Origin of the sequence: Devosia sp., assembly GCF_017307495.1 — a bacterium.
Taxonomy (GTDB): Bacteria; Pseudomonadota; Alphaproteobacteria; order Rhizobiales; family Devosiaceae; genus Devosia_A.
Map to the genome: position 1 here is coordinate 1 of NZ_JAFKHE010000028.1, position 12,596 is coordinate 12,596.

Consider the following 12,596-nt stretch of genomic DNA (forward strand, 5'->3'; position numbering starts at 1 on the left):
TGGAGAGAACCAGCCGCGCACGCTCCCTCACGGCAGCGGTCTCACCCAGACCTCGATAAGACCGGCGCGGCGACGGCCGTTTCATTTGCGGACTACCCGCGTGGCCCTGAACCGCGCCGGTCACCCCGCCCATCCATCACCCGGAGCCGCAAGGCGGCCGGATGCGTCGTCGTGGCGAATTCCGGATATAAAGCTTTCTTTATGTCCCGGTTGCTAGGCTTGGCGCGGTTCAGTATAAGCCGGTCAAACACGACCGACAGGAGACAGGGCCGATGGCCAGCAACAACGACTACGTGGTCGCCGATATCGGCCTTGCCGACTATGGCCGCAAGGAAATCGGCATGGCCGAGATCGAGATGCCCGGGCTGATGGCGATCCGCGAGGAATATGCGGCCAGGCAGCCGCTGAAGGGCGCGCGCATCGCCGGCTCGCTGCACATGACCATCCAGACCGCCGTGCTGATCGAGACGCTCAAGGCTCTCGGCGCGGATGTGCGCTGGGTCAGCTGCAACATCTTCTCGACCCAGGACCATGCCGCCGCCGCGATCGCCGCCGCCGGCATCCCGGTGTTCGCCAGGAAGGGCGAAACGCTCGAGGAATACTGGGACTACACCGACCGGATGATGGACTGGCCCGGCGGCACCACGCCCAACATGATCCTCGACGATGGCGGCGACGCCACCATGCTGGTGTTGACTGGCGCCAAGGCCGAGACCGACGTGTCGGTGCTCGACAACCCGCACAGCGGGGAAGAGGAGATCTTCTTCGCCACGATCAGGAAGCGCCTCGCCAGGGAACCGCACTTCTATTCGAAGATCCGCGCCAATATCCGCGGCGTGTCGGAAGAGACGACGACGGGCGTGATGCGGCTCTACCAGCTGCAGCAGAAGGGCGAGCTGCCCTTCCCGGCGATCAACGTCAACGACAGCGTCACCAAGTCGAAGTTCGACAACAAGTACGGCACGCGTGAATCGCTGGTCGACGCCATCCGCCGCGGCACCGACGTGATGCTGGCCGGCAAGGTGGCGATCGTGTGCGGCTATGGCGACGTCGGCAAGGGCTCGGCCCAGTCGCTGCGCGGCGCCGGCGCCCGCGTGCTGGTCACCGAGGTCGATCCGATCTGCGCGCTGCAGGCGGCAATGGACGGCTACGAGGTGGTGACGCTCGAGGATGCGGCGCATCGCGCCGACATCGTCGTCACCGCCACGGGGAACAAGGACGTCGTCACCCTCGACGACATCCGCAACCTCAAGGACATGGCGATCGTCTGCAACATCGGCCACTTCGACAACGAGATCCAGGTTGCGGAACTGCGCAACTACAAGTGGACCAACGTCAAGCCGCAGGTCGACATCGTCGAGCTCGCGCCGGGCAGGCGCATCGTGCTGCTGTCCGAAGGGCGCCTGGTCAACCTCGGCAATGCCACCGGCCACCCGAGCTTCGTGATGAGCGCCTCGTTCGCCAACCAGACGCTGGCGCAGATCGAGCTGTGGACCAATGCCGACAAGCTGGACAAGGCCGTGCACGTGCTGCCCAAGCATCTCGACGAGAAAGTCGCCGAACTGCACCTGAGCAAGCTGGGCGCCAAGCTCACCAGGCTCAGCAAGGGCCAGGCCGACTATATCGGCGTCAGCGCCGAAGGGCCGTTCAAGTCCGAGCAGTACCGCTACTGAGTTTTCGAAGGGCGCCCACGAGGCGCCCTTTCTTTCTTGCCGTTGCACTTCCAGCGTCCGCCTTCTCCCCTTGCGGGAGAAGGTCAGGCGGAGAGTGAGGGGATCACCCCCCACCCCCCGCAAAAAAACCCGCCCAAATCACCGCGGCGTTAACGAAGCGTTCACTGTTCGGACTCCGGTCAACACCCTATCTGGCCACGATCCCCGCTCTTCACATGCAATTTGACTCTTTTTGCGCGAATCCCCGCCCGGTAATGTCGGGTGATTCGGCGGTTACGGGTTCTTGTCCCGCCGGACACGCGGCGAATCACGGGGCTCGGCGCGGCAGTTTTGAGTGGTCACGCCTTCGAACCGGAAAAGTCTGCAACTTTTCCTGAAGGCGCTCAGGTGCGGTGTATCGCCGGCCATTGCGGCGGCGAGAGCGGCAATTTCGGGTTAGGGGCAGTCTATGGCGCCGGATCGGGTCCGGAACGATTGGGGATTCGCGGGGACGGTTGCGAGCCTCGTGACCCTGCTGAGCGCGTCGCCAGCCCTGGCCCAGGGCATCAGCTCCGGCAACGTCATGGGCGCCGCCCCCGTCGCCATCGCGCTGGGCGCCGGCGCCTTCGCGCTGATAGCGGTGGCGCTGGTGCGCCGCATGCTCAGAGACGGCCGCACCGCCCGACAGCGCGCCGCCGAGCAGATTTCGCGCCTGCGCGCCCGGGTCGACGAATACGAGGCGCTGCTCGCCGGCGGACGCGAGATCATCGTGCTGTGGGCCAACCCGGGCGAAGGCCCGCGCTTCCTCGGCCAGGCTTCGGCGTTGCTGCCGCCCGGCCGGCGGGCCGAGGCGGTGCTCGATTTCGCCACCTGGCTACCGGACGCCGATGCCGACCGGCTGGCGCGCGCCATCGAGGCGCTGCGCGTCGGCGGGCGCGGCTTCCAGCTGAACCTCGCGGCGAGGGACGGACGCACGGTGCGCGCCGTCGGCTCCCTGCTCGGCAACGGCGCGGCGCTGCGACTGCGGCCCGCCGTCGCGCCGGCGGCCGGTGAGACCGTGGCGACCATGCCCGCCCCCGCGGTTGCCGCCGAACCGGCGCCGACCGATACGGCCATGGCGCGCACGGTGCTCGCCAGCCTGGGCAAGCCCGCGTTCCTGCGCGACGGCTCCGGACGGCTCGTCTTCGCCAATGCGCCCTACCACGACCTGGCCCGGGCGCTGGGCCGCAAGACCAGCGAGAGCCAGCCGGCCGAGTTGATCGACCCCGGCCTGCTGCAGCGCAACCAGGCCGTGCCCGGCGATGCCCGCAAGCCGCAGGCCACGACGGTGACGCTCGGCGAACTGGGCGAGTTCGACGTCGTCGACTTCGCGGTCAACGGCGGCTCCGCCGGCTATCTGCACCCGCGGACCGACCCGGCCGCCAGGGACAACGGGCTGCATCACCTGAGCACCATCATCGAGGCGCTGGCCAGCCCGATCGCGATCTTCAACGCCAATCGCGAGCTGGTGCAGTTCAACCGCGCCTATCGCGACCTGTGGCAGCTCGATGCCAACTGGCTGCGGCTGGGGCTCGACGAGCGGGCCATCCTCGACAAGCTGCGCACCGAGGGCAAGCTCCCCAACGAGCCCGACTACCAGGGCTGGCGCACCCGGCACCTCAGCTCCTACCAGTTGCGCGGGCCGCGCGAGCTCGAGCCCTGGCACCTGCCCGACGGCCGCACCGTGCAGGTGATTGCGGCGCCGGCCGGCCCGAAGGGCGGGGTGATCTATGTGTTCGAGGACATCACCGACCAGTTGAACCTGAAGAGCCAGCACCAGGCGGTGCTGGACGTGCAGCGGTCGACGCTGAACGCACTGAGCGAAGCGGTGGCCGTGTTCGGCACCAACGGGCGGCTGACGCTCTCCAATCCCAAGCTGTCGACGCTGTGGAAGCTGCCGACCAACCTGTTCGCCGACAATCCGCATATCGACCAGATCGCCGAAGCGGCGGCCAAGGCCCTGCCCGACGACGGGGCAGCGATCTGGCGCGACCTCAAGCGCTCGATCATCGACCTCAATCCGACGCGCTCGGACCGGCAGGGTCGCATCACCCGCGCCGACGGCAAGCTGATCGACTACGCCGTGGTGCGCCTGCCCGACGGGCAGACGATGATGACCTTCCTCGACGTGACCGAGAGCGCCAACTACCAGCGCGTGCTCAAGGAGCGCAACGACGCTCTGATCACGGCCGACCGGCTGAAGGACGCGTTCGTCCAGAACGTTTCCTACGAGTTGCGCTCGCCGCTCACCAACATCATCGGCTTTGCCGACCTGCTGGCCTCGGGGGTCGCCGGTCAGCTCAACGACAAGCAGGCGAGCTACACCAACTACATCCGCGCCTCGAGCGCGACGCTGGGCGTGCTGATCGACAACATCCTCGACCTCGCGACGGTGGATGCGGGCATTGCCGAGCTGCAGCCCGAGCAGCAGGACGTCGCGGCGCTGGTCGAGAAGGCGCGCGCCGGGCTCACCGCCACCTTCCCCGAGGTCGATGGCGAACCGGCGCTCAACCTCAAGGTGGTGATCGAGCCGGACCTGCCGGTGTTCGTCGCCGACGGCACGCGCATCGTCAACGTGCTCTACAACCTGCTGTCGAACGCGGCCCGCTTCTCCGAGCCGGGCGGCGAGGTGAAGCTCACCGTCTCGGGCCGCACCGGGCGCCTCCAGTTCGTCGTCGAGGACGAGGGCGCCCCGATGTCGGAAGAGATGCGGCAGGCGCTGCTCGACCGCGACGACGCGCTGACCGGCGCGGCGCGGCAGCGCGGCGCCGGCCTCGGCCTCGCCATCGTGCGTGCCTTCGTCAACATGCATGGCGGCACGATCAGCATCGAGCGGCGCGAGCCGCGCGGCACGCGGGTGATCGTCAGCCTGCCCAGCGACGTGGCGCTGGCGGGCGCGGCCGAGTAGGGCTTTGCGCGCGACGGCAGCCTCGGCTATGCCCAAGCCATGAGCCAGACCCTCACCCTTGCCGACGACGATGCGACCGCCGCCCTGGGCCGCCGGCTCGCCGTCCGGCTCGAGCCCGGCGACCTGGTACTGCTCGAGGGCGACCTCGGCGCCGGCAAGACGGCACTGGCGCGCGCCATCGTCAGGACGCTGGTCGGGGACGAGCGGCTCGACGTGCCCTCGCCGAGCTTTGCCCTGGTGCAGCCCTACGAGGCGAACGGCCACCCGATCCTGCACGCCGATCTCTATCGCCTCGGCGATCCGCGCGAGGTCGACGAACTGGGCCTGTTCGACCGGCCCGATGCGATCGTGCTCGTCGAGTGGGCGGAGCGATCGGCCGAGGTGGTGGCGCAGGGGACGGTGCAGGTGACGCTGGCGGTGCCGCCGGGCGGCGCGGGCCGGGTGGCGACGGTGGCGTTTGCCGATGGGCGGACGGTGTAGCCGCACTTCCCCTCACCCTGGCCCTCTCCCCAGCGGGGAGAGGGGACGCGAGACCACGGACAGTGCCACATCGCCCCCTCTCCCCGCTGGGGAGAGGGTCGGGGTGAGGGGCAGTGCCCGCTGGACTTCCCCGGCCCTACCCGCTCAAATCGCTGCATGCGCCGCGACTCGCTCTTTTCCATCGCGCCCCACGCGCCCTTCCTTTCGACGCTCGCGGCGCGGGTGCTCGACGGCACGCTGTTGGGCGACTGGCGGCGCGAGGGGGCGTTCTGGCTCAGCGACGTCACCATCATCCTGCCGACGCGGCGCGCACGGCTGGCGCTGGCGGCGGAATTCGCGCGCCAATCGGGCGGGACGGCACTGCTGCCCGACATCCGCACCTTCGGCGGCGAGGTGGCGGACGAGGAGCCGTTCCTGCCGCCCTTCGATGCACCGGCGATCGCGCCGGCGGCCTCGGCGCTCGAGCGGCGGCTGACGCTGTCACACCTGGTGCGGCTGTTCGCCGAGCAGGCCGGGAGCTTCGCCACGCCCCCCAACGCGGCAGAAATCTTCTGGCTCGCCGACTCGCTGGGCGAGGTGGTGGACGATTTCACCATCGAGGGGGTCTCGCCCGACCAGCTGAAGGACCTGGTGCCCGAGAGCCTGGCGGAGAACTGGCAGCAGATCCTGAGGTTCCTCGACGTGGCGCTCAAGGCCTGGCCGGCGATCCTCGCCGAACAGGGCAAGATCGACGCCGCCGCGGCGCGCAACGAGCGGCTGCTGCGGCAGGCCGGGGCCGCCGCGCACATCTACGGCGACCGGCCGGTGATCGCGGCCGGCTCCACCGGCTCGATCCCGGCGACGGCAGCGCTGCTCAAGGCGATCGCGGAACTGCCGCGCGGCGTGCTGGTGCTGCCGGGGCTCGACACCGGCTTGTCGCCGGAGCAGCACGAACGGATGCTCACGGGCGGGACAACGCAGGGCCACCCGCAATACGGGCTGATGAAGCTGCTGCGCAGCCTCGAGGCCGGCATCGGCGACGTGGTCGAGCTGGCGGGCGCGCATCCGCGAACGACGCTGGCCCGTGCCGCCCTCGCCCCGGCCAGCGAGACCCCGAACTGGCCGGGCTGGCGGGCGGCGTTGCCGGTCGCCGATGCGCTGGCGGGGGTCTCGATCCTCGCCGCGCGCAACGCCGATGTCGAGGCGCGGGCGATCGCGCTCGCGGCCCGCGCCAAGCTGGCGGACGGCAAGACCGTCGGCATCATCGCGCGCGACCAGACCCTGGCCCGCCGCATCGCGGTGGAGCTCAAGCGCCACGGCATCGCGGTCGACGATGCGGCAGGAACCCCGCTCTACCAGTCGGGCGCCGGCCGCCTGGCGCGGCAGGTGCTGGCGGCCGCGGCGAGCGACTATGCGGCGATCGACATCATCGCGCTGCTGCGCAACGCGGCGGTGTCGCTGGGGCTCGACCGGCTCGACGTGCGCCGCGCGGCGGATCATCTGGATCTCAGGCTGCGCCGCATCCGTCCCCTGCCGGGGCTGGCCGGGTTGCACGGCCTCGCCGACCGGGACGACGTGCGCGCGGTGCTGACGCAGGTGGGCGCGGCGATGGAGCCGGTTACGGCGCTGCAGGCACAGGCCTCGCTGACCGCTCCCGAGCTGGCTGCGGCGCTGCGCCAGACCCTGGGCGCGCTCGCTCCCGACACGGAGCCGCCCGGCATGGTCGAGTTCCGGCGCTGGGCCGAGGACCTGGCGGCCACCGAGCAGGCCGGCACGCCGTTTCCGCCCAACGACCTCGATGCGGTGCTGGCGGCGCTGCTGGCCGGCGCCAAGGCGCAGGGGCCGGTGTCGCAGCGCGACGACATCCACATCTGGGGCGAGCTCGAGGCGCGGCTGCAGAATCCGGACCTGATGATCCTTGCCGGAATGAACGAGGACATCTGGCCGGCCGTCGCCGATCCCGGCCCGTGGCTCAGCCGCGGCATGCGCATCGGCATCGGGCTCGAGCCGCCGGAGCGGCAGCAGGGGCTGGCGGCGCACGATTTCGCCATGGCGTTCGGCAATGCCGAGGTGCTGATCGCCTATGCCGAGCGCATCGGCACCTCACCCGCCCTGCCCTCGCCGCTCCTGCAGCGCATCGATGCGTTCATCGGGGAGGCAGAGGCGAGAGCGCTGCGCGAACGTGGGGCGGTGTGGCTCGCCCAGGCCGAGGCGATCGACCATGCCGGCGTGCCGCGCCCGGCGCCGCGGCCAATGCCCAACCCGCCGGCCAGCCTCCGCCCGCGCAAACTGTCGATCACCGAGGTCGAGCCGCTGATGCGCTCGCCCTACGACATCTATGCCAAGCGCGTTCTCGGCCTCTACCGGCTCGAACCGCTCGGCACCGAGCCAAGCGCGCGCGAGCGCGGCACCATGATCCACGGCGTGTTCGAGCGCTTCATCCGCGACGGGCTGGATGTCGAGGCGGCCGATGCGCTGCCCACGATGATGGGATTTGCCCGGCAGGCCTTCGAGGGGCTCGACGCGATCAAGGAGCGGCGCGACATCTGGCTCAAGCGCTTCGAGCGCGCGGCGCGGCAGTTCCTCGACTACGAGCGGAGGCGCGACCCGCACATCGCCGCGCGCCACGCCGAGCTCAGGGGGGAGTGGGTGTTCCCGACGCTCGACAATTTCACCCTCGTGGGCAAGGCCGACCGGCTCGACGTGAAGCGCGACGGCACGCTCGAGATCATCGACTTCAAGACCGGCGGCGTGCCGGCGCCCGGCGACATGCGCGCCTTCGATGCGCCGCAGCTGTTGCTCGAGGCGGCGATGGCGCGCGCCGGCGTATTTGCCGAACTGGGGCCGGTCCACAGTTCGGCGCTGACCTACATCAAGATCGGCCTCGGGCCGGCGGCCTTCCAGGTCATGCCGTTCAGGCTGCCCAAGGGCCTGGAGCTGATGGATGCAGTGGGCGAGATCGAGCGTCGCCTGCAGCGCCATGTCGACGCCTTCCTGCTGCATGACGGGTTGCCGATGACGGCGCGCATCCGGCCGCGGGCCGAGACGGGACGCAAATCCTTCCCTGGCGACTACGATCACCTGGCGCGCACCGACGAATGGACGCTGACGGCGGGGGTGGACGATCCATGAGAACCCAACAATGAGCCGGCGTCTCCTCAAGCCCATGCCGGAGCAGATCGTGCTGCGCCAGCGCGATGCCTCGGACCCCGAGCGCAGCGTTTGGGTGACGGCGAACGCCGGCTCGGGCAAGACCTATGTGCTGACCGCCCGCGTGCTGCGCCTGCTGCTCAGTGGCGCCAAGCCGGAAGAAATCCTCTGCCTGACCTACACCAAGGCGGCCGCGGCGGAGATGCGCGGCCGCGTGGCCGAGCGCTTGGGGACGTGGGCGCTGGCGAGCGAGGACGATCTCACCGCCGAACTCACCGGGCTCAGCGGCAGGCCGCCGACCGACGACATGCGGCGACGCGCCCGCGCGCTGTTCGCGCACGCCCTCGAGGCGCCGGGCGGGCTGCGCATCCAGACCATCCACGCCTTCTGCGAGAGCGTGCTGCATCGCTTCCCGCGCGAGGCGGGCGTGCCGTTCGATTTCAGCGTGCTCGAGGAACACCAGCGCGACCTGATGCTGCTCGAAGCGCGCGAAACCGTGATCGCGCAAGGCCTGCGCGGCAGCGGCGAGGCGGCGGCGGTGGAGACGCTGTTCGGCCTGATGAGCGATTTCTCGATCGAGCAGGCGATCCTCGAGGCGCTGAACCAGCAGCGCAACCTGCGCCGCGTGCTGGCCGACCCGATGCGGGCCAAGCGCGAGCTCAGGCAACTGGTCGGCCATGCCGGGACGATCGACGAGGTGCTCGACGAGCTCAGCTCGGGCTACACGCTGAGCCGGGCCGACCACGCCGAGATCTTCCGGCTGGTCGCGCCGGACCCCGGGGGCACCGGCTTCGTCGATCGGCTCGCCGAGGTTGATCCAGCGCGCCCCGAGCCCGATACGCTGATCGATGCCTTCCTCACCCAGGCCGACCGCACGCTGCGCAAGACCCTGCTCAAGAGGGCTACGGCAGCGCTGATCCCCGAGATCGCAGATCGTCTCGCGGCGGAGGGCGAACGCGTCGAGCGCCTCTACGGCAAGCTGGTCAAGGCCGAGCTGATCGCCCGCAGCGAAGCCATGCTCGACGTGGTCGCCGCCATCTCGGCGCATTACGAGAAGGCCAAGCGCGCCCGCTCGCTGCTCGATTTCGACGACCTGATCGAAAAGCTGGCGGCGCTGCTGCGCAACGAGGCGCAGGGCCTGTGGGTGCGCTACAAGCTCGATGCCGGCCTCAGCCACATCCTCGTCGACGAGGGGCAGGACACCAACCCGCTGCAGTGGCAGGTGGTGGGAGCATTGATCGACGACTTCTTTTTCGGCGACAGCGCCGCCGACCGGCCGCGCACCCTGTTCGCGGTGGGCGACCAGAAGCAGTCGATCTTCTCGTTCCAGGGCGCCGATCCGGCCGTGTTCGTCGATGCCGGCCGGCAATATGCGTTCAGCGCCAAGGCCGCCGATTTCGAGATCACCCACGTGCCGCTGCGCCACAGCTTTCGCACGCTGCCCAATGTGCTGAACGCGGTGGACGAGGTGTTCAAGCGGCCCGACCTGCGCGCCGGCGCGCTCGAGGAGACAGGTGTCGTTCATGATACGGCACGATCCGAGGGCGGCGGCGTGGTGACATTGTGGCGGCCGATCCAGGACGAGGCGGAGCCAACCGACCCCGACAACTGGCCGACCGAGCCGCCGCTGATCCAGACGCAGAGCGCGCAGCGCAAGGTGGCCGAGCGCATCGCCCGGGAAATCCGAGGCTGGATCGATCTGAAGCGCCCGCTCGGCCCGCGCGGCCGGCCGGTGCGCGCCGACGACGTGCTGATCCTCGTGCAGGTGCGCAGCGTGCTGTTCCACGAGATCATCCGGGCCCTGATCCGCGAGCGCATCCCGACGCCGGGCGCCGACCGGCTGGCGGTCACCACGCATATCGGCGTGCTCGACATGATGGCGCTGGGCGACGTGTTGAGTAATCCGGCCGACGACCTGCAGCTGGCGGCCCTGCTGCGCTCGCCGCTGTTCGACGTCAGCGAGGAGGACCTGCTGGAGCTGGCGCAGCCGCGCGGCGAAAACGAGCGGCTCTACTGGGCGATGAAAGGCTCGACCATCCCGTCGGTACAGGCGGCATTCGAGCAGCTCGAGAGCTGGCGCAACCGGCTCGATTTCGAGCGGCCGTTCAACTTCTACGCCGACGTGCTCTATGCCGGCGGCGGCCTCAGGCGCATGCGCTCGCGCTTCGGCAGCGAGATCGACGACGTGATGGCGGAGTTCCTCGACCTTGCGCTCGAGCACGAGCAGGCGCCACAGCCTTCGCTGCTCGGCTTCCTCGCCGAGCTGCGCTCGCGCGAGGTGATCATCAAGCGCGAACTGGCCGAGGGCGGCGCGGGCGTACGGGTGATGACGGTGCATGGGGCCAAGGGCCTCGAAGCCCCGATCGTCATCCTCGCCGACGCGGCAACCACCGAGCGCGGGCGCGACCGGCGCAGCATCTACCTGCGGGCCAACCCGCCGCTCTTCATCCACGCCTCGTCCGCCGCGACGCATGTGGACGAGACGCGCGCGTTCAAGGACGAAGCCGACGGCGACCAGCAGGCCGAGTACTGGCGCAAGCTCTATGTCGCCATGACGCGGGCCGAGGACGAACTGTATGTCACGGGCTACCTCACCAAGATGGGGAAGGTCGAGGGCAGCTGGTACGAGGCGATCGAACAGGGCCTGAGCCCGCTGAGCGAGCCGGTGCTCGATGCCGAGGGCAAGCCGACGGCGCTGATCTATCCACGCGAGCGGCAGGTGGCAGCCCCGGCCGCCGCGGCGGCACAGCTGTCGCTCGACATGGCGCCGCCGCTGGTGCTGCCCCCCTTGCCGCCGCACCGGGCCCGGCAGGTCATCCGTCCGTCATCGGTCGACGCCCCGGCCGACCCCGAGCGGGCCCTGCAGACGCGCCTCGAGCAGAGCCTCGATCCGGAGACGGCGCGGCTCGCGGGCACGGCGCTGCATGCGCTGCTGCAACACCTGTCGCGGACGCCTCCCGAGCAGCGCGCGACAGTCGCCGCGCGGGCCCTGCCCCTGCTGCTGCCGGAAGCGCCGTCGCAGCACGAAGGGCTGGCGGGAAAGGCGATCTCGATCCTGTCGCGGCCGGACCTCGCACATCTGTTCGGACCCAACAGCCGGGCCGAAGTGCCGTTCCTCGCCACGGCACTGCGCAACAGCCAAACGGTGACCATTGCCGGCCGCATCGACCGTCTGGTGGAAAGCGCGGACGAAATCCTGCTCGTCGATTTCAAGTCCGATGCCAGCCCGGCGATGGAACCCGATGGCATTCCAGGCGCTTACCAGAGGCAGCTGGCGCTCTATGCGCTCGCTGCAAGCCAGCTTTTCCCCCGCCATGCGGTCAGCGCCGCTATTCTCTGGACTAGCTTGGAATCGCTGGTAAAATTGTCACCGGCTGTTTTGGCGGAAGCGGCCCGGGGCTTCACCGTGCAGTGACATTCATTGAACGGATGCTGGACTCTACCTAGCTTTTGGATCAAACAGACCGCCGCTTTCAACCCAAAAGGCAAATTCTTATGACAACCCACGTTTCCGACGCCAATTTTGGCGAGGAAGTCCTGTCCTCGAAAGAGCCCGTACTCGTCGACTTCTGGGCCGAGTGGTGCGGCCCGTGTCGCGCCATTTCTCCGGTCCTCGAAGAGCTGTCGAGCGAGCTCCAGGGCAAGGTGAAGATCGTCAAGCTGAACGTCGATGAGAACCCGAACACCACCGTCAAGTACGGTGTGCGGTCGATCCCGACGATGATCCTGTTCAAGGGCGGCGAAGCCGCCGACATGAAGATCGGCGCCGGTACCCCCAAGGCGGGCCTCGCCAAGTGGCTGGAGAGCCACGCCGCCTGAGGGCGCGGGCACTCGCCTGAGACTTCGATCAACGCCGCTGGCCCAGCCGGCGGCGTTTTTGCCTGGGGGGCCGCGCAGGCCCCTCACGGAGGCCGTTCCGGCGACAGTGGGAATGTCGTTCCGCCCACCAAAGCGTGAAAACCCATTCCTTTCCTTCCGCTGCGACTCCCGCTAGCTTCCATCGGCAATCAACGATGGAGGCTCGGTTGGGCCAGCGCGTGAACGACCAGAATTTCGATGCCGAAGTGCTCGGCGCCAAGGAACCCGTGCTGGTGGACTTCTGGGCCGAATGGTGCGCGCCGTGCAAGGCGATGGACCCCATCCTCGACCAGCTTGGCGAGGAGCTTGCCGGCAGGGTGAAGATCGTCAAGCTTGACGTCGACAACAACCCGGGCACCACCGTCAAATACAATGTCCGCGCCATGCCGACGCTCATCGTGTTCAAGGATGGCGAGCCGGTTGACTACAAGGTCGGGGCCGGCCAGTCGCGTGTGCAGCTGATCAAGTGGCTGGACCAGTTCGCGGCCTGATTTGCGGCGCGACACGCGGCCCGTGCTCAATGTCGGCCG

General features: G+C 69.2%; 7 protein-coding genes. All 7 read left to right on the forward strand.

Features of this window, described 5'->3' with window-relative positions; translation table 11 throughout:
* Nucleotides 1-272: 272 nt before the first annotated feature.
* The 7 genes from ahcY (at nt 273) to trxA (J0I99_RS17480) (ending at nt 12,557) form a co-directional block, all read left to right on the forward strand.
* On the forward strand, nt 273-1,673 hold the full coding sequence (ahcY, locus tag J0I99_RS17450) for an adenosylhomocysteinase (RefSeq protein ID WP_291398799.1): 1,401 nt from the start codon (nt 273-275) through the stop codon (nt 1,671-1,673).
* Between the two features lie 505 nt (nt 1,674-2,178).
* Nucleotides 2,179-4,599 (forward strand): PAS domain-containing sensor histidine kinase, encoded by a 2,421-nt coding sequence (locus tag J0I99_RS17455; RefSeq protein ID WP_291398800.1) that lies wholly within the window; start codon nt 2,179-2,181, stop codon nt 4,597-4,599.
* Between the two features lie 39 nt (nt 4,600-4,638).
* Entirely contained in the window at nt 4,639-5,079 is a 441-nt protein-coding gene (gene tsaE / locus J0I99_RS17460; protein WP_291398801.1) for a tRNA (adenosine(37)-N6)-threonylcarbamoyltransferase complex ATPase subunit type 1 TsaE, read from the forward strand.
* Between the two features lie 156 nt (nt 5,080-5,235).
* Nucleotides 5,236-8,190, forward strand: a complete 2,955-nt coding sequence (locus J0I99_RS17465) for a PD-(D/E)XK nuclease family protein (protein WP_291398802.1) — start codon at nt 5,236-5,238, stop codon at nt 8,188-8,190.
* A gap of 10 nt (nt 8,191-8,200) precedes the next feature.
* Nucleotides 8,201-11,623 carry a double-strand break repair helicase AddA gene (gene addA, locus J0I99_RS17470; protein WP_291398803.1) on the forward strand — a complete coding sequence of 1,141 codons (3,423 nt, stop codon included), beginning with the start codon at nt 8,201-8,203 and terminating at the stop codon, nt 11,621-11,623.
* 80 nt (nt 11,624-11,703) lie between these two features.
* Nucleotides 11,704-12,027: a thioredoxin gene (trxA, locus tag J0I99_RS17475; protein ID WP_291390478.1), complete on the forward strand. Its 324-nt coding sequence runs from the start codon at nt 11,704-11,706 to the stop codon at nt 12,025-12,027.
* 194 nt (nt 12,028-12,221) lie between these two features.
* Complete coding sequence (trxA, locus tag J0I99_RS17480; RefSeq protein WP_291398804.1) at nt 12,222-12,557, forward strand: thioredoxin; 336 nt, start codon at nt 12,222-12,224, stop codon at nt 12,555-12,557.
* Nucleotides 12,558-12,596: the final 39 nt, after the last annotated feature.